The sequence below is a fragment of the Saccharopolyspora tripterygii genome (genome assembly GCF_054778355.1).
In genome coordinates this window covers 110307-131439 of the sequence record NZ_BAAGZP010000040.1, presented here as the reverse complement: position 1 = coordinate 131439, position 21133 = coordinate 110307, and the positions used below count along the sequence as shown (strand labels likewise).

Below are 21133 nucleotides of genomic sequence, written 5' to 3'. Positions count from 1 at the left end.
CGTTTTCAATCTGGCGCGAGAGCGATTATGGATCTTTCTGTGGTGGTTCCCTGCTTCAACGAGGCGCGCGGTCTGGAGGAGCTCCGCGACGAGCTCAACGCCGTGCTGCCCGAGCTGGTGGGGCGGTTCGAGGTCGTGCTCGTCGACGACGGCAGCACCGATGGCACGCTCGACGCGGCCCGCCGGTTGTGCTCGCTGGACTCGCGGTACCGGTACCTGTCGCTGAGCCGCAACTTCGGCAAGGAGTCGGCCATGCTCGCGGGACTCCGCGAGGCGTCCGGTGACCGGGTGCTGCTGATGGACGCCGACCTGCAGCACCCGCCGTGGCTGGTCCCGGAGATGCTGCGGCTGCTCGACACCGGTTACGACCAGGTCGTCGCCCGCCGCGATCGGCACGGCGAACCGCGCACCCGATCGCTGCTGTCGAAGCTGTACTACCGGGGTGTCAACAAGCTCACCGACGTCCCGCTGGAGGACGGGGTGGGCGATTTCCGGGTGCTGTCGCGGCGCGCGGCCGACGCGGTGCTGGCGATCCCGGAGAGCAACCGGTTCTCCAAGGGCTTGTTCGCCTGGGTCGGGTTCCCGACCGCGACCGTTCCCTACCGCAACGTGACCCGCAAGCACGACCAGTCCTGCTACAGCTTCGGCAAGCTGGTCAACTACGGGATCGACGGCGTGGTCTCGTTCAACAGCACACCGCTGCGCGCGGCGGTGTACGTGGGCGGGGCCGTCACCGCGCTCGCCTTCGCCTACGCCGTCTACGTCGTCTGGTGCGCGCTGGCCGGCGATCCCGGTGTGCCCGGGTACGCGACCTTGATGGTGGGCATCAGCGGTTTCGGCGGGATGCAGCTGCTGCTGCTGGGCGTGGTCGGGGAGTACGTCGGGCGCATCTACGTCGAGTCCAAGCACCGCCCGGCCTACTTCATCAAGGAGTCCGGCGGTCTCGCGCAGCCGATGGCCGCGCCGAGGGTGATCGCACCTCGCCGCCCCTCCTCGGTCCCGGTGATGACCGACGGCGCCGCGAGTAACGGATGGCAGAAGTGCGCCGACTGAGCGGAGCAGGGAGCTTCGGCCGCTTCGTGGTGGTGGGGGCCTTGAACACGGTCGTGCACTACCTGGTCTACCTCCCGGCGTGGTTCGTCGTCGGGTACCTGCTCGCCCACGTGCTCGCCACGATCGCGGCGATGTCGGTGTCGTACCTGCTCAACTGCCGGTTCACCTTCCGGGTCCCGCCGAGGTGGCGGACCTTCCTGCTGTACCCGGCGTCGAACGCCGTCAACCTCGCGCTCAGCGTCACCGCGATGTGGTTGCTCGTCGAGGTGGTCGCCGTCCACCCGCTGCTGGCCACGGTCCTCGGCGGTCTGCTGGCCACCCCGGCCACCTACCTGGTGAGCCGCTTGATCCTGACTTCGCGCGGCCGGGTTCCCGACCCGCGCCCCGACGCGTCCCTGCCCATCGGGAGGACTCCGTGACCCAACTGCTCGACGAGGTCGCCGCGGCGGAGGACGTGGAACCTCGCGGGACGGTGCCCGCGCGCGATCGCGGGCGGGTGATGGCGCCGCTGCTCACCTGCCTGTTCGTGGCCGCGCTGGCGCAGCTTCCGGTGTTGCGCCCGGGATGGTTCTACTTCGTCGACGACGCGGCGACCCAGATCTTGCCCATGTGGTACCACCTGGGGCATCAGCTGCGGCAGGGAATCTGGCCTCCGGTGCTGGATCCCGATCTGATGATGGGTGGGAACCTCGCCGCCGAGACTCTGTTCGGCGTGTGGAGCCCGGTCAACGCCCTGGTGTGGCTGGGGGTGTCGTACTCCACCGACATCGGGATCGCCGGAATCGTCGTGCGGACTGTCGCTTTCGCCGTGATCGCGCTGGGCTGCTACCTGCTGTGCCGCGAGCACGGTGCCGCGCGCTGGTCGTCCAGCGCGCTCGCCACCGCGCTCCCGCTGGCCGGGCCGCTGCTGCACTTCGACGCCGCGAAGTGGCCGGCGGCGCTGCTGGCTTTCGTGTGGGTCCCGTTCGTCTGGCTGCTCGCGCGACGCATGGTTCGCGGTCGCACCAACGCCTTCTGGGTGTTCCTGGTGGGTGCGCTCGCCGTGACCGCGGGAAATCCCTACGGCCTGCTCGGCGTCTCCGTGGTGCTCGCGGCTCTCCTGGTCGAGTGCGGTGTGCAGCGGCGGTGGGCGGCCGCGCGCCGGCTCGCGCTGGTGTCGGCCGCGATCGCCGCGGTCGTCCCGCTGGTGTACCTGCCGCTGGTGCGCTCGGCGCACATGACCTGGCGGACCACCTCGGGCGGTGTGGACAACAGCGGGACGCTCGCTCCGCACCTCGCCGACCTGATCAACCTCAGCACCCCCACCTACGTCCCGGAGATCGCCGGAGTGGGCGTGCCCGCGGTGTACTTCTGCTGGTTCGCGGTCCCGCTGGCGTTCTGGTGCGACTTCTCGGTGCTGCGGGAGCGCCTTCGCGAGCTGATCGCGCCCGCGGTCATCGCGGTGGTGTACCTGCTGTTCGCGCTCGGGCCCTCCGAGGTGTGGATGTTCCGCTGGCCGCTGCGGGTGGTGCACTACGGATACCTCGCCCTGGCCGTGCTGCTGGCGGTGGTGCTCACGGCTGGGCTGCGGCGGGACCGGCCGCGTGCGCGCGCCACGGCGACCGCGGGATTCCTGCTGCTGTCGGTGTACTTCACCGCCGAGCGGGCTCCCGACGTGGTGACGTTGCGCCGGGCGGCTGCCGTCGCGGTGCTGATCGGGTTGCTCGTCGCCGCCGCCGTGGCGGTCCACCGCAGGTACGGGACCGGGCCGCTGGTGGTCGTGCTGCAGGTCGGCACGGCGCTCACCTTCTCCGCGCAGTGCCTGTGGTTCGTCGGGGGAACGGACCTGGGTCAGTACTTCCCGACGTCGCCCCAGCAGATGCGGGAGAACTTCGCCGGCCGGTACGAGGGTCGCGTGCTGCAGATCGCCGACCCCGTGCTCAACGCGCCCGATCCGGAGCGCGAGGTGTGGCGAGACGTGGTCATCGGCAACGGTTTCCTGCTGTCCGATGTGGACAGCATCGGCTCCTATACCGGACTCGGCTTCCGCGAGCTCTCGGACGTCCTGTGCCTGCGCTACGAAGGATCGGCCTGCCCGGGCACCTACGACGCGCTGTGGCGGGCGCCGCGCGGGACCGACGCGCCGCTCGCGGACCTGCTGCTGCTGGACACGGTCGTCGTCCAGCACTCGATCGTCCCGCAGCCCGCGGTGGCGCGGGGCTGGCACCTCGCCGAGCGCAACGCGCGGGTGAGCGTGCTGCGGCGGGACCGCCCGGTGGCGAGCGCGGGACATCTCAGCTGGTCCTCGCCGCAGCTGGAGGTGGTCTCCGACGTCTCCGATGGACCGGGCACCGAACAGGTGGAGGTCCGCCGGACCGCGCCGGGGGCCGGCCGGCTGGTCTTCGCGCGGACGGCCTGGCCCGGTTACTCGGCGACATGGAACGGCGCCGAAGTCCCCGCCCGCGCAGGACCCGCCGGGCTGCTGGAGGTCGTGGTGCCCGACGGTCTCGCAGGGCGGTTGGAGCTCAGCTGGACGCCGCCGAGCGCGCGCCTGGGCCTGATGTCGGCCGCCGGCGGAGCGCTGCTCGCGGCGGGAGTCGGGCTCCTGCAGGGCTTCGCTCGTCGCAGGGAGACGGGCGCGTCACGAGGAGCAGCCCGATGAGCAGGACTGCCGCGTTCAGCGTCGGGCTCGTGCTCGCGTTCCTGGCCACCTGCCAGGGACCTCCGGAGCAGCTCGCGGTCGAGCCCCCGCCGCCGGTTCCGCAGGAGCACTACGTGCAGGTGGTAGCGCACCCCGACGACGACCTGCTGTTCATGAACCCTGACCTGGCCGAGGGCATGCGCAGCGGGCGGCCGACCACGAGCATCTACCTGACCGCCGGTGAGGCCGACATGCCCGACAAACCCGGTTACAGCGCCGGGAGGCAGGAAGGCACGCGGGCCGCCTACGCGCAGATGCTCGGCAAGCCCAACGACTGGTCGCGCGCCACGATTCCGGTGGGCCGCGGTCGTCTCGCCGAGGTCGACACCCTGCGCGCGGATCCCGACGTGCGGCTGGTGCTGCTGAACCTGCCCGAGGACGCCAACGCCCAGCAGGGCAGGCACGCGCTGACCCGGCTGCGGCAGGACCCCGCGCTGACCGTCACCACGACCGTTCCGGCGGGGGCGGCCGTGGGGTACCCGCAGCAGTTCGACCGGCGTGCCGTGGTCGAGTCCCTCACGGCGCTGCTGGACGCCTTCCAGCCCACGGTGATCCGGTTGCAGGACGACCAGCCGGACCACCGCTACCAGTCCAACTGGGTCGGGGTGCACAACCACCCCGATCACGTCGCGGGAGCGGCCCTGGCCGAGGAAGCGGTCACCGCGCACCGGCCCCGGGCGTTCTCGCCGATGGTGCTGACCTACCGCGACTACAACGTCGGTGACACCCCGTCGCCGCTGTCCCAGGCCGACAAGACCACTACGCGCGAGGCCTTCGCCGCCTACGTCGGCCACGACGCCCTCGCCAGGGGCGATGTCTACCGGAGCTGGAGCGACAACAGCGCCTACCGGTGGCCGCGACGCGGGAAGTGGGCGATCACGACGGAAGGCGGTGGGGCGCAGGCGTTCGCCGTGCGCGCGCACGGAATCGCCCGCTGGGTCCGCACTCCCGGAGGTGCCTGGAACGACCCGGAGCTGCTGCCGCTGCCGGAACCGCTGCGCCCGCAGGTGTCGTTGCTCGGCCAGGGTCGCCGGAAGCCGGTGCTGGTGGCGCAGAGCGAGGACGGAGCGCGCATCCTGCTCCTGCGGCAGGGGAGTGCGGACGTCCGGTCCCGGCGGTGGGAGGTCGTGGACGCCCCCGCCGGGGCCGAGAACGGCGCGCCTGCGGCGACCGCCGATTCCGACGGCCGGATCGTGCTCGCCGTCAAGAACTCCGCGGGTGGGGTCAGCGTCCGCCGCGAGTCCGCGCCGGGGCGCTGGCGGCCGTGGGTCGAGCTCGGTGCCCGGGACGTCCAGGACGGGCTCTCGCTCGTCGCGGGCCGGGATGGCGTGGTGCAGCTGTTCGCGGCGACGCGAGGAGGGGTGCTGCACTGGGAGATCCCCCGAACCGGAGCCGCGAGGGGCGAGCAGGTGCCGATCGGCGCGGCCCGCCCGGCGGGCGCGCCGGTGGCCGAGCACGCTCGCGACGGGTCGATCCGGCTGCTCGTGCGCACGGACCGAGGTGGCGAGCTGGTCGAGCGCACCTCGCTCCCGGCCGGCGGCTGGAGCGGCCGCACGACTCTGCCCGCTCCCGGTGGGATCGGCGACCCGACGGTGACCGACCCGGGGCCGAGGGGATCCGCCGACCTGATCAGGGTGAGCCGGGACGCCGCGGGGCGGGTCCGCGTCGCCGACCGGGCGGGTGGCCCGTGGATCGACTTGGGCGGAGCGGTGACCGAGCACCCCGCAACGCTGGTCGAGCCCAACGGCGACATCACGCTCGTGGGCGTCGGTTTCGACGGTGTGCTGGTGGTCAACACCGGTGCGCGAGGACCGGAGGGACTCCGGTTCGCGGGATGGCGTCCGGCAGTGTCGCCGCCTGACGCCGCGGACGTGCGGGCCGACTGATCGGGCGGGAGCGGACACCGCATACTGCCCCGATGGATGTCCACACCAGGATCGTCGACGCTGCGATCCAGCGCTTGGCGACCGCCGGTTACGACGGGCTCTCGATCAGCTCCATCTCCCGGATCTCGGGGTTCTCCCGGCCGACGATCTACGCGCACTTCGGCGGTTTGGACCAGCTCGTGTCCGAAGCGCTGGAAACGGCGGCGGTCCAGGTGATCTCGCGGGTGATAGAGCGCGCCCGAGAGGAGGCGACCACGGCCGCCGACTACGTCGTGGAGGTCATGGTCGCGGCGCGGGCCGAGTTCCGCAGCAGCCCGGCGCTGGCGCCGATCGCGTTCCCGGAGCGGGGCAGCATCCTGTTCGAGGGCGACGCCGTCGGTCCGCGGGCGTTGGAGCTGTCGCGCTCGTTCCTGCTCCCGCTGGTGGAGTTCCAGCCCGAGTTGGAGCCCGAGCTGGACGAGATCGCCGAGACGTGCCTGCGGTGGTTGGTGTCCTTGGTGCTCTTCGAGAGCGCCAGGTCGCGCTCGGACGCCCAGTTGCGCACCTACTTGCACCGTCACCTGATAAGCGGATTGAACGTCACCGCTTGACCTTTACATCGTTGACAGTGGTTGTAAGGCTTGTCAACGACAGAAAGGCCCTCTGTGCGCGCTTCAACCTCTCGTCGCCAGTTCATGGGCATGGCAGCGCTCGGTTCCGCTTCGGCGCTGGGACTGACCACCATCTCCACGCGGCGTTCCGCGCAGGCTGCCGAGCACTCACCGGCGGTCGTGATCGGCACGGGCTACGGAGCGGCGGTGACCGCGCTGCGCCTCGGCGCTGCCGGCGTGCCGACCGTGATGCTCGAGATGGGTCAGTCGTGGACAAGGCCCGCTGAGGACGGCACGGTCTTCTCCGACATGCTCACGCCGGACCGCCGGTCGACGTGGTTCAAGGACCGCACCGAGATGCCGCTGGCGTCCTTCCTGTGGATGGACGTCGCGAACCGGGACATCGAGCCCTACGCCGGTGTTCTCGACCGCGTCCACCACGGTGACATGTCGGTCTACGTGGGCCGGGGCGTCGGCGGCGGATCGCTGGTCAACGGTGCGATGGCGGTGACGCCCAAGCGCTGGTACTTCGAGGAGATCCTGCCCGAGGTCAACGCCGACGAGATGTACGGCAGGTTCTTCCCGCTGGCCAACTCGATGCTCGGCACCAACCACATCGACCCCGAGTGGTTCGAGAAGTCCCGGTCCTACCAGTTCGCGCGGGTGTCGCGGGCGGCGGCGGAGAAGGCCGGGGTACAAGACCACCTTCGTGCCCAGCGTCTACGACTTCGAGTACATGCGCCAGGAGGAGGACGAGCTGGTGCCGCGCTCGGCGCTGGCGGCCGAGGTCATCTACGGCAACAACCACGGCAAGCGTTCCCTCGACAAGAGCTACCTCGCCGCCGCGCTGGGCACGGGCAACGTGACCATCGAGACGTTGAGCGAGGTCCGCGACATCGCCCAGCGGCAGGACGGCAGCTACGCGCTGTCGGTGAAGCGGATCGACGAGTTCGGCAACGTGCTCGGCATCCGCCAGCTCACCACCCGGCACCTCTTCCTCGGTGCCGGGAGCCTGGGGTCGACCGAGCTGCTGCTGCGCGCCCGCGACACCGGGAAGCTGCCGAACCTCGGTGAGGCGATCGGGCAGGGATGGGGCAACAACGGCAACGTGATGCTCGGCCGCGCCAACCTCCCGCAGGACCTGGTCGGTCCCCTCGAATCGGGCATGCCCGCGATGGGCATCGACGCCTGGGACGACCCGGTGAATCCGGTCTTCGCCGAAATCGCCCCGGTCCCAGCGGGATTGGAGACCTGGGCGAGCCTGTACCTGGCCATCACGCGCAACCCGGAACGCGGTTCGTTCCGCTACGACCCCGGGGCCGACCGCGCCGTCCTGCAGTGGCGGGAGGAGCAGGGGCAGCCGTCGATCGACGCGGCCAAGCAGCTGTTCGACCGGATCAACTCGGTCAACGGCACCAGCTACCGCTACGACCTGTTCGGCGACACCCGGGCGTTCGAGAACCGGTTCACCTACCACCCGCTGGGCGGTCTGGTCCTGGGCGAGGCCACCGACCTCTACGGCCGGGTGAAGGGCTACGACAACCTCTACGTCACCGACGGCTCGCTCATCCCGGGCAGCACCGGCGTGAACCCGTTCGTCACGATCACGGCCCTCGCCGAGCGCAACATCGCCAAGATCCTCGCCGAAGACATCCCGAAGACCACCTGACCCCCGCACCACGCCGAGCTCGCCCTCGCGTCCCCGGCATTTCCCAGTTTTAGTCCGAACTGAGCCGACATTTCGGGCATCGAAGGCCCTCGGTTTGGACTAAAACTGGGAAATGCCTCGAAAGGGGGACTCTCGCGCTCGGTGATCAGCGTGACCAGCGGGGCAAGGGGAGCTGTTGCGGGTTGGTGGGGTTCCACTCCTCGGAACAATTCTGTCGGAGCCTTGCCGGAAAAATGACGTCCGCCGAGCATGGCCGACATGCGAATGCCCGGCGAGGCGCACGCCCTGGTGCGTCACAGCCACCAGGAGCGGGTGCTGCGAGCGCTCCGCGAACGGGGTGCGCTGAGCCGGGGTGAGATCGCCGAGGCGGTCGGCCTGTCGCGCACCACGGTCTCGGAGATCACCCGTGACCTGCTGCGACACGGGTCCGTCGTCGTGCTCGACACCGACGCCGCCTCGCGCGCGGGCAGCGGCAGACCGGCCGAGCGGCTGGTGCTGGACCCCGACTCCGGGCAGTTCATGGGGGTCGACTTCGGGCACCGCCGGGTGCGCGTGGCCGTGGCCGACGCCTCCCACGAGGTGGTGGTGTCCGGGCGGCAGGCCTACCCCGACAGCACCGGCTGGCCCGAGCGCATCAGCATCGCCTTCGACCTCATCGACCGGCTCAGCGCCGAGCGCGGCGTGCACTTCCGCGCCTTGCAGGGGATCGGCATCGGCGTCACCGGGCCGCACCCGCGCTCCTCGGCCCCGCTCGCCCCGGAGGGCGCCTTCGGCCCCGGGTTCGCCGCCGCGCGCGACGACGTGGACGTCTCCTTCGCGGAACGCTTCGGCGCGTCGGTGATCGTGGAGAACAACACCCGCTTCGCCGCGCTGGCGGAGGCGCTGGCCGGCGGCGCCGACGACGAGAACCTGCTCTACGTGCGGCTTTCCGACGGCGTCGGCGGCGCGCTGGTGATCGGCGGCCAGATCGTCTCCGGGGCGACCGGGCTGGCCGGGGAACTCGGGCACGTCACCGTCGTGCCGGGTGGTGCGCGGTGCCGCTGCGGCAAGAGCGGATGCCTGGAGACGGTCGCGTCGGTCCCCTCGATGCTGGCGGCCTGCCGGGAGCGCGGTGCCGACGTCGGATCGATCGAGGACCTGGCGAGCTCCGCGAACCCGGTGGTCGAGCAGGTGCTGCGCGAGGCCGCCTCGGCGGTGGGCGCGGTGGTGGGCACGGTGGCGATGGTGTTCAACCCTGCCGAGATCGTGATCGGCGGCGAGATCGCCCGCCTGACACCCGTTCTCGTCGAGCGGACCAGCGAGACCCTCGGCGAGGAGCTGTTCCCGTGGATCGCGGCGAGGCCCGTCGTCCGGGCCGCGCGGCTCGCCGACGACGACGGCGCGATCGGTGCGCTGGCCGCGCTCTTCCGCGGCACGCCCCTGCTGGCCGACCAACCGGAACCGGCGGCCGTGCGCGCGCTGCCGGCGTGAGGAGTTGTTCCAGACATGGCCTTACCAGCGGTGCGGGCGCCGGAACGCCCCTCGAAGGAGTCCTGACCATGGCAGTCCTCAGTGAGCGCGCCGCCGCGCCGAAGGCGGGCCCGCGGTCCGCGCCGCGCCGCCGCAGCGCACCGCTCGCCCTCAACGCGGCCTCGGTCCTGCTCGGCATCGCCGCGTGGTGGGCTGTGTCCGCGCTGGGCGTCAAGATCCCCGCACCACCCGAGGTGGCGGCCCGGGGCGCCGACATGCTCGTCGAGGGCACGTTGCTCGACGACGTCCTGGCGAGCCTCGCGCGCGTGCTGGCCGGCTTCGCGCTGGGTTCCGCGCTGGCGGTCGTCGTGGGATTCCTGATGGGCTGGTACCGGCCGGTGCGGGCGCTCGGGGAACCGTGGGTGCAGTTCTTCCGCACGATCCCGCCGCTGGCGATCATCCCGCTCGCCATCGTGCTGATGGGCATCGGCGAGGTCCCGAAGATCTTCGTGATCTTCCTGGCCGCGTTCCTGGCCTGCGTCATCTCGACGCTGCAGGGCGTGGTCACGGTCGATCCGACGCTGATCAACGCGGCCCGGGTGCTCGGTGCGGGCGACGCGACCATCTTCGGCAAGGTCGTGGTGCCGGCTTCGGCCCCGTTCATCCTGGTCGGCATGCGCGTCGGTCTGGGCTCGGCGTGGGCGACGGTGGTCGCGGCGGAGCTCATCGCCGCCCAGGAGGGCCTCGGCTTCCGGATGCAGAACGCCCAGCTGTACTACGACCTGCCGACGATCTTCGTCAGCCTGATCACCATCGGGATCCTCGGCCTGGTCATGGACCGCTTGCTGCTGCTCGCCGAACGCAAGCTGACCGGATGGCAGGAGAGGCCGTGAACCCCAAGATCGCCCTGGAGGGCGTCGGCAAGACCTTCAGCCTCGGCGGCGAGCGGTTCGTCGCGCTCGACGACGTGTCGCTGGAGATCGCCGACAACGAGTTCGTCACCGTCGTCGGACCTTCCGGCTGCGGCAAGAGCACGTTGCTCAACATCCTCGCCGGGCTGGAGGTGCCGGACGGGGGACGTGCCCTGGTCGACGGGGTGGAGGTCTCGGGACCGGGACCCGACCGCGGCGTGATCTTCCAGCAGTACGCGCTGTTCCCGTGGCTGACCGTGCGCGGCAACGTCGAGTTCGGCCTGAAGATCGCAGGCGTCCCGGGAGACGAGAGGCGCAGGCGCGCAGCGCACTTCATCGACGTCGTCGGGCTCTCGGAGTTCGCCGACGTGCTGCCCAAGGCGCTGTCCGGGGGGATGCGGCAGCGCTGCGCCATCGCCCGCGCCTACGCCGTGAACCCCGCGATCCTGCTGATGGACGAGCCCTTCGGCGCGCTCGACGCGCTGAGCCGCGTCAAGCTCCAGGACCAGCTGCTGAGCGCCTGGGACCGGGAACGGCGGACGGTTCTGTTCATCACCCACGACGTCGACGAGGCCGTGTACCTGGCCGACCGGGTGGTCGTGATGGCTTCCCGGCCCGGCCGCGTATACGACGTCGTCGACGTCGACCTGCCCCACCCGCGCAACGAGGAGGTCCGGTTGAGCCCCGAGTTCACGGCGCTGCGCAACCGGGTCTGGAACTCCGTGTACCACCAGGACGACGAGCGCGCCGCAGCGACTGAGAGGACGTCATGATCAGCAGGAGGAGAGGGATCGCCGCGGTGCTCGCCGCGCTCGCGGTGGTGCTGACCGGGTGCGGTGGTGGCGCGGACGAGGCCAACGAGGTCCGGTTCGGCTACATCGGCGACTACAACGGCGCCAGCCTGCTGGCGGTGGCCGAGGACCAGAAGCTCTGGGAGAAGCACGGTCTCAGCGCCACGACCAGCGTCTTCACCAACGGTCCGCTGCAGATCCAGGCGCTGGGAAGCGGCGATCTCGACTTCGGCTACATCGGTCCCGGCGCGATGTGGCTGCCCGCTTCGGGGCAGGCCAAGGTCGTCGCCCTGAACACGCTCGGCAACGCCGACCGCGTGATCGCTCAGCCGGGCATCACCAGCGTGGCGGACCTGCGCGGGAAGACGGTCGGCGTCCCGCAGGGCACCTCCGGCGAGATGATCCTGGACCTCGCGCTGCGCAACGCCGGGATGACCAAGGGCGACGTCAGGATCGTGCCGATGGACGCGTCGACGATCGTGTCCGCCTTCTCCGCCAAGCGCATCGATGCCGCCGGGTTCTGGTACCCGGCGATCGACACGATCAAGAAGCAGGTTCCGGGACTCGTCGAGCTGGTCAAGAACTCCGACTTCGCCGGGCAGATGGAGTTCCCGACCGCGTTCGTGGCGGGCAACGAGGTGGTGACCGGCCAGCAGGACAAGGCCCGCCGGGTGCTGGCGGTGCTGCGGGACGCGATGCGGTACCGGACCGACAACGCCGAGCGCACCATCGAGCTCACCGCCGACATGCTGGACAAGGACCCGGCGCAGGTCCGCGCCGACGCCGCCAACGTGAGAGCGCTCGGCGTCGAGGAGCTCGACCGGATCACCGGCGACGGAACCGCCCAGCGCTGGCTGTCGGCGATGGACGCCTACTTCACCGGGACCGGCCAGCTCAAGCAGAGCACCGGGCCGCAGGACTACTACACCGGAGAACTGTTCACCTCGGCGGGAAATCGATGAACCAGCGCAACATCCTGTTCCTGATGACCGACCAGCACCGCACCGACACCCTCGGCGCCTACGGCAACGCGAGGGCGGTCACGCCGAACCTCGACGCGCTGGCCGCCAGCGGCACCCGATTCGACCGCTGGTACACGCCGACGGCCATCTGCACGCCCGCCCGCGCCAGCCTGCTCACCGGTCAGGCGCCGTTCCGGCACAAGCTGCTCGCCAACCACGAGCGCAACGTCGGCTACATCGAGGACCTGCCCGACGGGAAGTTCACCTTCTCGGAGTCGTTGCGCGCCCACGGGTACAACTGCGGGCTCATCGGCAAGTGGCACATCGGGACGGAGAGGGACGCGGGGAGCTTCGGGTTCGACGGGCCGGACCTGCCGGGCTGGCACAACCCCGTCGAGCACCCCGACTACCTGGCCTACCTCGCCGAGAACGACCTGCCGCCCTACGAGATCAGCGACCGCATCCGCGGCACCCTGCCCAACGGCGGGCCGGGAAACCTCCTGGCGGCCCGGCTGCACCAGCCGACCGAGGCGACCTTCGAGCACTACCTGGCCACCCGCGCCATCGAGATGATGGAGCGCTACGCCGCCGACGCGCGCGAGCGCGAGAAGCCGTTCTTCCTGGAGCTCAGCTTCTTCGGCCCGCACCTGCCCTACATCATCCCCGACGAGTACTTCGACATGGTCGACCCGGAGGACGTGCCGCTGCCGCGTTCGGTCGCCGAGACCTTCCACGGCAAACCCCCGGTGCAGCAGAACTACAGCGCGCACTGGACGTTCGACACGATGCCGCTGGAGACCACCCGCAAGCTGATCGCCGTGTACTGGGGGTACGTGGCGCTCATCGACCACGAGATCGGCCGGGTCCTGGAGGCGATGCAGCGCCTGGGACTGGCCGACGACACCGCGGTGTTCTTCACCAGCGACCACGGCGAGTTCACCGGTGCCCACCGGTTGCACGACAAGGGCCCGGCGATGTACGAGGACATCTACCGGACGCCCGGGATCGTGCGCGTTCCCGGTGCGCCCGGGGGAGTGGTGCGCTCGGAGTTCGTCAGCCTCCTGGACTGCACGGCCACGATCCTCGAACTCGCCGGTATCGACCCGGAACCCGCTGTGGATTCCCGGAGCCTGCTGCCTCTGGTGTCCGATGAGGACGGTGTGGAGTGGCCGGAGGAGCTCGTCTGCGAGTTCCACGGGCACCACTTCCCGTACCCCCAGCGGATGTTGCGCACCGACCGGTACAAGCTCGTGGTCAACCCGGACTCGGTCAACGAGCTCTACGACCTGGAAACCGATCCGGACGAGCTCATCAACCGCTACCCGCACCCGGAGATGGCGGAGGTCCGGGGCCGCCTGATGCGACGCCTCTACGAACTCCTCCGCGAGCGGGGCGACAACTTCTACCACTGGATGACCTCGATGTACGAGGTCGGCGAGATCGCCCACGACCCCACGCTCAGCGGCCTGGACGAGAGCACCTACCAGCGCTAGATCACGCGAGCGCGGCGAGTGCCGCTCCCGTCGTGATGCTTCGTCCCACCGGCGCCGAGCGATCGGCGCCCGGGTCCCTGCAGCTGCCTGACCTGTCGATCGGCGCGAGAACCCGGGCCCGCGAACGGCTCTAGTGCTGGTGCTGCGACGGTCCCTTGCTGCGGACGAGCTCTCGGACGTTCTCGATGCGTCCGCAGCCCGAGTCGATGAGTTCGCGGCGCTTGGCGGTGAAGGCCCTGCCGAGCTCCGCGCGGCGCTGCGCGTCGACCGCCGAGCGGGCGTCGTTGAGGACCGTGCGCTCCTCCTCGTCGAGGTGGTGGGTGAGCGATTCGCTGAGCTCCTCCAGCCGCGAGTCCCACTGCTCGGAACCGGGCTCGTCGCACTCCATCAGCGCCAGCAGCGCCTCGTGGCCCTCGGCGTGCTCCTCGGCGCCGTGGTCGACGTCCTCCGCGTCTTCCGAGGAGAGCTTGCGCAGCACCGGGTACACCTCCTTCTCCTCGGCTTCGGCGTGCGCGACCAGCAGCGCGGCGATCTCGCCGAGCGCGGATCCGCGATCGGATGCGGAGCTGCGGAGGGCGCGCAGCAGGTCCTCGAAGCGGCGGTGATCCGCCAGGATGAGTTCGACGACGTCTTCGGACACGGGTGTCCCCTTCGACCTGTGGTGGGGTTCGGGCTGAAACGGATCATCGACCATCGTCGGGGCGCAGGGCAAGGACGGGCGGATTGTGGCCGTGCCGGTCGACGCGATGGACTGGGCGGCATGGAGTTGCTCTTCCTCGCCCTGGTCGGCCTGGTGACCGGCGTGACGACCGTGCTGTTCGGGTTCGGCGGCGGGTTCGTCACCGTCCCGGTGATCATGTGGGTCGACGCGCCGCTCGGTGAATCGACGGCCGTGGTCGCGATCGCGACCTCCTCGGCGGTGATGGTCGTCAACGCCGCGGTCGCCACCTCCGCCACGCCGCGCCCCGTGCTGCGACGGCTCGGCGGGGCCAAGGTCCTCTGCGGTCTGCTCGCGGTCGGCGGGCTCTGCGGCGCGCTGCTCGCGGGACTGGCGCCGTCACCGCTCATCCACTGGGGTTTTGTCGCCTACCTCTGCGTGACGATCGCCGACGCCCTGCTGCGTCCCGGGTTCCTCCGGCCCTCCACGGCTGCGGCTCCCGCCCGCGCGCGGTTCCCGATCCCGACCGTCCTGGGCGTGCCGATCGGTGCTGTGGCCTCCTTCCTCGGCGTGGGCGGCAGCGTCATGACTGTGCCGCTGCTGCGGCGCGGCGGGATGCCGATGTCGGTCGCGGCACCGCTGGCCAACCCGCTGACCTTCGCGATTAGCCTCCCCGCCCTGGTCGTGTTCTTCCTCGGGACCCCCGCGGTGACCGGGGAGGGAGTGGTCGGGCTGATCGACCTGCGGTCGGCCGCGATCCTGCTGGTGACGGCGATCCCGGTGATCGTGCTGCTGCGCAGGCGCCCGCCGGAGATCGACGACGTCGTGCACGCCCGCGCCTACCTCGCCCTGCTCGTGCTCGTCACCCTCGCGGCCGTCACCGCAGGCGTCCGCTAGGAGCTGGTGCGGAGTTGCTGCGCGCCCGGGCCGCAGACGCACGAGAACCGCAGTACTCGCGTCGACGAGTACTGCGGTTCTCGCGATGGGGGTCAGGCCTTGGCCGGGGCAGGGGTGTCGTCGAGGTCGCGCTTGTAGGTCTCGGCGAGCAGGTAGGTCGAGACGAACGAGATCAGGCACAGCACCACGACGTATCCCGCGATGGAGAAGGAGCTCCCGGTAGCCGCGAACAGCGCGGTGCAGATCATCGGGGCGATGCCGCCGCCCAGGATCGCCGCGATCTGGTAGGCCAGCGAGGCGCCGCTGTAGCGGAGCCGGGTGCTGAACAACTCCGAGAAGAACGCCGATTGCGGCCCGTACACGGCGGTCCGGCAAGCCTGCACGACGATGCCGGCGAGCAGGAACAACCCGATGGACCCGCTGTCGACCAGCATGATCCACGGCACCGCGAACAGCCCGAGCGCCAGCATCCCGCCCAGCGACATGCCGCGTCGGCCGATCCGGTCCGACAGCAGGCCGAACGCCATCATCAGCGGGATGTCGACGGCCGCCAGCAGCGCGTTCGCGCTCAGGATCGTGGTGCGCTCGTAGTCCAGTGTCGTGGTGGTGTAGGAGACGATCCAGGTCGTTCCGACGTAGAACGTCGCGTTGGTGGCGAGGAACGACCCGGCGGCGAGCAGGATCGTCTTCGGGTGCCTTCGCAGCACCTCGACCACCGGCATCCGCTCGGCGCGTTCCTGATCCTCGCGCTCCACCGCCTGCTGGAACACCGGGCTCTCGCTGATCTTCAGCCGGATGGCGAAGCCCACCACGATCAGCACGGCGCTGCACAGGAACGGAACGCGCCAGCCCCAGGCGAGGAACGTCTCCTCCGACATGCTCGCCGAGAGCACCGTGAACGTCAGGTTGCCCAGCAGCAGGCCCGCGGGCACTCCGACCTGCGGCCAGCTGCCGTAGAAGCCGCGCTTGCCCTTCGGCGCGTGCTCGACCGCCATGAGCGCGGCCCCGCCCCACTCGCCGCCGACGCCGATGCCCTGGGCGAACCGCAGCAGCGTCAGCAGGACCGGCGCCCACACGCCGATCGTGGCGTAGGTCGGCAGCAGGCCCATCAGCAGCGTCGCGAACCCCATCAGCATCAGGGAGGCGATGAGCATGGGTTTGCGGCCGAGCTTGTCGCCGTAGTGCGCGAACAGGACGCCGCCGATGGGGCGGGCGAGGAAGCCCACGGCGAAGGTCGCGAACGCGGCGACGGTCCCGACGACGGGGTCGAACTTCGGGAAGAACAACTGGTTGAACACCAGCGCTGCGGCGGTGCCGTAGATGAAGAAGTCGTACCACTCGATGGTGGTGCCGATGAGGCTCGCGAGCGCTACTCGACGCGCACTCGTCGCGGTGGCGGCCATCCGGTCGTCCTCCGGTGGTGTTGGTCGGACGGGTCTGTGACCCAGATAACTAACGGCGTAAGTTTTAGGGGACGGTATCCATCGGGACGAATCACCACAAGGGTTAAATTCGGGCCGCCCCCATGAAGCCGGGACCTCGGCCGCGGCGGCCCCTGCCGCGAAGGCCTGCTCTCCCGAAGCCGTTGCGGATGACCATGTTCAGGAAGCGCGAGGAAGAAGAATCCCGAAGGCCTTTCGAGTGCATCCCTTTGTCGCCACCCAGCACGACACCCATACTCGCCCCGAACCGGAAACCCCCGGAGCGACGCCCTTCTGCGCCCGGAGCCTCACCAAGTCCCAGTTTTAGTCCAAATTGAGCGGGCAAAACGGACATTGATCATGCTCAGTTATGACTAAAACTGGGCTGCTCCCGGTGTTTCACCTAATCGTGTGTCCGTCTGCTGGGGGTGGGCCGCCGGAGTCGCGGACTCTTCGGCGGGGTTGAGGAGTGGGCGGGGAGAGGACGTGGTGAGCATGTCGGGGAGAGCGGGAGTGCGGGTCTGCGCCGTGGCCGCGGTGTTCGCGGCGGCGGTCGTGGCGGGTCCGGTGGGTGTCGCGGTGGGGGTGGAGGGGTGCGCCGGCTACGTCGGGTTGAGCTTCGACGACGGCCCCGGTGGTACGACGGCGAAGCTCCTGAGCGCGCTGCGCGAGAACGGCTTGCGCGCAACGATGTTCAACCAGGGCGACAACGCGACGGACCACCCGCAGCTGGTCGCCTCCGAGGTCGAGGCCGGTATGTGGGTCGGCAACCACAGCTACAGCCACCCGCACATGACCGAGTTGACCGAGCCCCAGATGGACGAGGAGATCTCCCGTGCGCAGGAGGCGATCGCCGCCGCCGGGGGAGGGGTGCCGGTGCTGTTCCGCCCGCCCTACGGCGAGACCAACGAGACCTTGCGCGCGGTCGCGGAGGCTCGCGGGCTCACCGAGATCCTCTGGGACGTCGACTCGATGGACTGGAACGGCGCCACCGTCGATCAGATCGTCCAGGCCGGCGCGAGCCTCACCGACGGCCAGGTCATCGTCATGCACGACTGGCCGCCCAACACCCTCGCCGCGATCCCCGGGATCGCCGAAACCCTGAAGGGCAAGGGGCTCTGTTCGGGCGAGATCTCCCCGGAGACCGGCCGCGCGGTCGCCCCGGGCGCCTGAGCCGCGCGCTCACCGTCCGCAATCCTCCGCGAGGAAAGGTCGGGCGAGGGCCAGAGCTCGCGAGGCATCCCGCCACGCCTGCGGGTGGTCGGCGTCGGGCAGGGAGGTGAAGGGCGTGCCGGTGCGGTCGGCGAACGTGCGCATCGCGTCGTGCCACGGGTCGGCGCTGCCCGCGTACATCAGGATCGGGACGTCTACCCGGCCCAGCTGCTGGTGGACGCCCGGTTCGCGGGAGAAGGCCTCGTAGTTCGCGCGGAGCGCCGCCGGGTCGAGGGCATCGATCTCGGCCGCGCGCTCCGGGTTCGCCCGCGCTGCGGCGTGCATGGCGGAATAGGGGTCCGCATCGGCGGGCAGCCCGAGGTCGCGGAGCATGGCGTCGGCCGCTGGGCCGAAGCCGTTGATCGGGTCGAACGCGCCCGCGACCAGGCGGGTGAGGCGTTCCGGAGCGTGCACGGCCACCGCGTAACCGGTCAGGGCGCCGAGGGAGTAGCCCCAGAACGCGGCCTCGGCCAGCCCCAGATCGTCGAGGACGGCGGTGACCGATGCCGCGCGTCGGGGCAGCGAGTAGTTGGCGGGATCGCGCGGAGCGGAGCTGCCGCCAAGACCGAGCGGATCGACGATGATCACCGAGTGGGTGCGCGCCAGCGCCGAGGTGTAACCGGCCTTCGTCCACTGCACTCCGCGCTGGAACATGCCCGGGTGCAGCACGATCGGTGGTCCGTCGCCGACGATCTCGTAGGCGATCTGCACTCCGTTGCGGTGCGCTATGGGCACGGTGATCCTCCTGGCTCGGCCCGCGCGAGCCTCTCACGGCCCACCGACGAGACCGCATGGCGAGGCCCCGGAGACGTAGCAGATCACACGTCGGCCGCAGTAACGAACGGGCGTCGTCTTGCGCTTATCCAGTTGCCGACCGGACGTCATTCCCGGCGGCATGGTCCGCACCGATGGGTGTGCGGCTTAGTGGGTAAAGGACACCCCATGCGAGAACTGAAGATCGTTTCGAAGGTGGGCATCATCGCGGCCATCGCCGCGCCTCTGGCGCTGTCCGGTCCGGTCGCCTTCGCGGCCGACGAGTGCGTGACTGCCGCCGAGCACGAGACCGCTACCGGTCACGTCACCGACTACGCCGCGCAACGTGCCGCCGCTCAGGACGCGCTCACGCTGGTAACCTCCCAGCTCTCCGGCGCGGAGACGGCTCTCACCGACGCCCGTTCGCAGGCTGGGAGCCTGGCCGCGCAGGTGCGCGTGGCCAACGCCAGCAAGAACGCCGCGCTCGCCGAGATCGCCACCCGTGAGGGCTACATCGCCGCTTTCCAGGCGAAGTTGCCCATCTGGGAGGTCAAGCGCGAAACCGCCCTTGACCTCATCGGCAAGGCTCAGCGCGACTACCGGACGGCGAAGAACGCCGGTGACCAAACGGGCATGGACGCCGCCCACACTGCCGCCGAAGCCGCCCGGGTGGACAAGGCCGCTGCCGAAGCGCAGATCGAGCACTACGGACCGGCGAGCCAGCAGAACCAGCGCAACCGGATCGCGAAGCTTCAGACCACCGTCGACACGATGACGGCATTGGGTAAGTCCCTGTACCCGCAGTACCAGGCGCTACAGCGGCAGATTCCCGAGCTTGCCGTTGCCCGCGATGCGGCGGCCGACGCGGTGGCCACCCGTCAGCGCGACGTTGTCGACGTCAGTGCTCTGCTCGCCGACGCCGAAGCCAACGCCGCGCTTCCCGTCTGCGAGCCCGAGCCCGCGCCGGAGCCGACCCCGGACCCCACGCCGGAGGTGCCCGCCGTCGTGCAGCCCAGCGCGCCGAGCGGCCAGGCGTCGGCCTGGCGGCCGGTCGGCAGCGCCGCACCGGTGGCCGCGACCGGCCCGGCTCCCGTCGCGACCGGCCCGGCCGCTGCTCCGGCGTCGACCCCGAAAGCGCTCACGTCTCCGGTGACCGTCGTCCCGTCGGCCGGATCGGTCGCTGAGTCTCCGCTCACCGCGCCGACCCCGGTCGGCACGCCGGAGGTGACGATGCAGCTCGCCTCCGCCCCGACCGGCACGAGCTCGTCCCTGCTGTGGACGGGCATCGCGGTGGGCACGGTCGTGGTGGTCGGTGCCGTCGGCGGCGGTCTCGCCTACGCACGCAGGCAGTAACCACACCGGGAGCGACGGTCACTCCGCCGCTCCCGCTGCGCCACTCCCACTTTCGAAAGGTCCCGCCACTCATGAACGTCAGCTACCAGCAGCAGTACCCGCAGTACGCCCCGCAACCGCGCAACGGCTTCGGCATCACGGCGCTGGTCCTCGCCCTCATCGGCGCTGTGTTCGCGCTGATCCCCTTGACCGGCTTCATGGCCCTGATCCTCGGAGGACTCGCGTTCGTCTTCGGGCTCATGGGCTTGGGTCGCGCCCGCAAAGGCATCGCGACCAACAGAACCATGTCCGCCATATCCACCGGGCTCGGCGTCCTGGTCGCCGCCGCTGGCATCTGGGGAATGGTGATCCTTTTCCAGGCAACCGACCAGTTCGTCAAGGACATGGACCAGATCAGTCAGGATCTCGGCGCGACCGCTCCGGCCGTGTCCGGCGGAACCGCGACCGGAACCAACGTCAACGGCGCACTTGCCGACGTCGTGGTTTCCGGCTGCAAGACCGAATCGCAGTACGGCTCGACGAAGGCCGAAGCCGACGTGACCGTGACGAACTCGACCGACCGCGCCCGTTCCTACTGGGCGACGATCGCCGTCGACGACGCCGCTGGGAACCGGCTCGGCGAAATCGCCGTCACCGCCAGCGAGCTACAGCCCGGACAGGTCACCCACAAGACCGGCTTCGAGGCGATGACGATGGTCGCGGAGTCGGCCGACGAGATCACGTGCAAGGTCGTCGAGGTCAACAGGTTCTAGCGCCTGCTCGATGCTTTGCCACCGGCGGCCGATCCTTTTGAGGCTCGGCCGCCGCTCTTCTCTCCGGAAAGGACGCGAACATGCGAGTCCTGCGGATCGACCCTGACGGCATGTTTGTGGAGCTCGACCTACCTGCCCGCAACGAGTTCGAGCTACTGCGCGCCCTACAGGACGCCGTCGGCGGCTACTCCACGGTGCACGTGCTGCCGCAGGCGATGACGTTGTGGTGCGACGAAGACGCGCCCGGCAAGCCCGGCCTCGAACCGAATCCCTCGGCAACCGCCGCTACGGCGTTCCTCGGGTGGCCGACCGAAACCCTTCACGGGCCGGTCGTCGTGGCCGGTGCCAACGGTCGCGGCGGCGACCTTCAGCCCTTGCCCCACGACATCTCCGCCAAGCTCGAAGGCTTCTTAGCCGGTCTCGCACCGCACGCGGGCGGGCGACGACTAGGAGGCCTCTCGGTCGCGCGCTCCGGGTTCGCACGCGCTGCGGTGTGCATGGCGGGATACGGGTCCGCGTCGGCGGGCAGCCGCGAGGTCGCGGAGCGTGGCCTCGGGCGCCGCACGGAAGTGGCCCCGGGGACCGTGACGGGGTCCCCGGGGC

The 21133-nt window shown here is 70.3% G+C and carries 17 protein-coding genes and 2 pseudogenes; 16 read left to right on the top strand and 3 right to left on the bottom strand.

The annotated features are described in order from the left end of the window. Nucleotides 1-39 precede the first annotated feature (39 nt). The 11 genes and pseudogenes from ACYVF3_RS27945 (at nt 40) to ACYVF3_RS27895 (ending at nt 13484) form a co-directional block, all read left to right on the top strand. On the top strand, nt 40-1053 hold the full coding sequence (locus tag ACYVF3_RS27945) for a glycosyltransferase family 2 protein (protein WP_461157251.1): 1014 nt from the start codon (nt 40-42) through the stop codon (nt 1051-1053). Continuing rightward, nucleotides 1032-1472 (top strand): GtrA family protein, encoded by a 441-nt coding sequence (locus ACYVF3_RS27940; protein ID WP_461157250.1) that lies wholly within the window; start codon nt 1032-1034, stop codon nt 1470-1472. The genes ACYVF3_RS27945 and ACYVF3_RS27940 overlap by 22 nt, the downstream gene beginning before the upstream one ends. After that, complete coding sequence (locus tag ACYVF3_RS27935; protein WP_461157249.1) at nt 1469-3694, top strand: hypothetical protein; 2226 nt, start codon at nt 1469-1471, stop codon at nt 3692-3694. The genes ACYVF3_RS27940 and ACYVF3_RS27935 overlap by 4 nt, the downstream gene beginning before the upstream one ends. Further along, nucleotides 3691-5619, top strand: a complete 1929-nt coding sequence (locus ACYVF3_RS27930; RefSeq protein WP_461157248.1) for a PIG-L family deacetylase — start codon at nt 3691-3693, stop codon at nt 5617-5619. Before ACYVF3_RS27935 ends, ACYVF3_RS27930 begins: the two co-directional genes overlap by 4 nt. Nucleotides 5620-5651: 32 nt before the next feature. Next, the gene (locus ACYVF3_RS27925) at nt 5652-6209 is read left to right on the top strand and encodes a TetR/AcrR family transcriptional regulator (RefSeq protein ID WP_461157247.1); all 558 of its coding nucleotides are present in this window, start codon (nt 5652-5654) and stop codon (nt 6207-6209) included. Nucleotides 6210-6293: 84 nt separating this feature from the next. Further along, nucleotides 6294-7878, top strand: a pseudogene (locus tag ACYVF3_RS27920) (GMC oxidoreductase). A gap of 249 nt (nt 7879-8127) precedes the next feature. Further along, nucleotides 8128-9348, top strand: a complete 1221-nt coding sequence (locus tag ACYVF3_RS27915; protein WP_461157246.1) for an ROK family transcriptional regulator — start codon at nt 8128-8130, stop codon at nt 9346-9348. A gap of 68 nt (nt 9349-9416) precedes the next feature. After that, a complete protein-coding gene (locus ACYVF3_RS27910) occupies nt 9417-10220 on the top strand; it encodes an ABC transporter permease (RefSeq protein WP_461157245.1) in 804 nt (267 codons plus the stop codon). Beyond that, a complete protein-coding gene (locus ACYVF3_RS27905) occupies nt 10217-11011 on the top strand; it encodes an ABC transporter ATP-binding protein (protein WP_461157244.1) in 795 nt (264 codons plus the stop codon). The genes ACYVF3_RS27910 and ACYVF3_RS27905 overlap by 4 nt, the downstream gene beginning before the upstream one ends. Next, complete coding sequence (locus ACYVF3_RS27900; RefSeq protein WP_461157243.1) at nt 11008-11991, top strand: aliphatic sulfonate ABC transporter substrate-binding protein; 984 nt, start codon at nt 11008-11010, stop codon at nt 11989-11991. Before ACYVF3_RS27905 ends, ACYVF3_RS27900 begins: the two co-directional genes overlap by 4 nt. Next, the gene (locus ACYVF3_RS27895) at nt 11988-13484 is read left to right on the top strand and encodes a sulfatase-like hydrolase/transferase (RefSeq protein ID WP_461157242.1); all 1497 of its coding nucleotides are present in this window, start codon (nt 11988-11990) and stop codon (nt 13482-13484) included. Before ACYVF3_RS27900 ends, ACYVF3_RS27895 begins: the two co-directional genes overlap by 4 nt. Before the next feature lie 130 nt (nt 13485-13614). On the opposite strand, the gene ACYVF3_RS27890 is transcribed toward ACYVF3_RS27895, so the two are convergent. Next, nucleotides 13615-14124: a hemerythrin domain-containing protein gene (locus ACYVF3_RS27890; protein ID WP_461157241.1), complete on the bottom strand. Its 510-nt coding sequence runs from the start codon at nt 14122-14124 to the stop codon at nt 13615-13617. A 120-nt stretch (nt 14125-14244) separates the two neighbouring features. On the opposite strand from ACYVF3_RS27890, the gene ACYVF3_RS27885 reads away from it, so the two are divergent. Further along, the gene (locus ACYVF3_RS27885) at nt 14245-15039 is read left to right on the top strand and encodes a sulfite exporter TauE/SafE family protein (protein WP_461157240.1); all 795 of its coding nucleotides are present in this window, start codon (nt 14245-14247) and stop codon (nt 15037-15039) included. Nucleotides 15040-15131: 92 nt separating this feature from the next. Here the strand turns inward: ACYVF3_RS27885 and ACYVF3_RS27880 are convergent, their stop codons facing one another. Then, nucleotides 15132-16442 carry an MFS transporter gene (locus ACYVF3_RS27880; protein ID WP_461157239.1) on the bottom strand — a complete coding sequence of 437 codons (1311 nt, stop codon included), beginning with the start codon at nt 16440-16442 and terminating at the stop codon, nt 15132-15134. A 513-nt stretch (nt 16443-16955) separates the two neighbouring features. Between ACYVF3_RS27880 and ACYVF3_RS27875 the strand changes: the two genes are divergently transcribed. Next, nucleotides 16956-17633 (top strand): polysaccharide deacetylase family protein, encoded by a 678-nt coding sequence (locus ACYVF3_RS27875; protein ID WP_461157555.1) that lies wholly within the window; start codon nt 16956-16958, stop codon nt 17631-17633. Between the two features lie 9 nt (nt 17634-17642). Here ACYVF3_RS27875 and ACYVF3_RS27870 read toward each other — a convergent pair whose 3' ends face one another. Then, nucleotides 17643-18407 (bottom strand): alpha/beta fold hydrolase, encoded by a 765-nt coding sequence (locus ACYVF3_RS27870; protein WP_461157238.1) that lies wholly within the window; start codon nt 18405-18407, stop codon nt 17643-17645. Between the two features lie 207 nt (nt 18408-18614). On the opposite strand from ACYVF3_RS27870, the gene ACYVF3_RS27865 reads away from it, so the two are divergent. The 3 genes and pseudogenes from ACYVF3_RS27865 to ACYVF3_RS27855 form a co-directional block, all read left to right on the top strand. Next, the gene (locus tag ACYVF3_RS27865; protein WP_461157237.1) at nt 18615-19778 is read left to right on the top strand and encodes a hypothetical protein; all 1164 of its coding nucleotides are present in this window, start codon (nt 18615-18617) and stop codon (nt 19776-19778) included. 71 nt (nt 19779-19849) lie between these two features. Further along, nucleotides 19850-20530: a hypothetical protein gene (locus ACYVF3_RS27860; RefSeq protein WP_461157236.1), complete on the top strand. Its 681-nt coding sequence runs from the start codon at nt 19850-19852 to the stop codon at nt 20528-20530. Between the two features lie 80 nt (nt 20531-20610). Beyond that, nucleotides 20611-20916, top strand: a pseudogene (locus ACYVF3_RS27855) (DUF3846 domain-containing protein); the annotation flags it as partial. Nucleotides 20917-21133 lie beyond the last annotated feature (217 nt).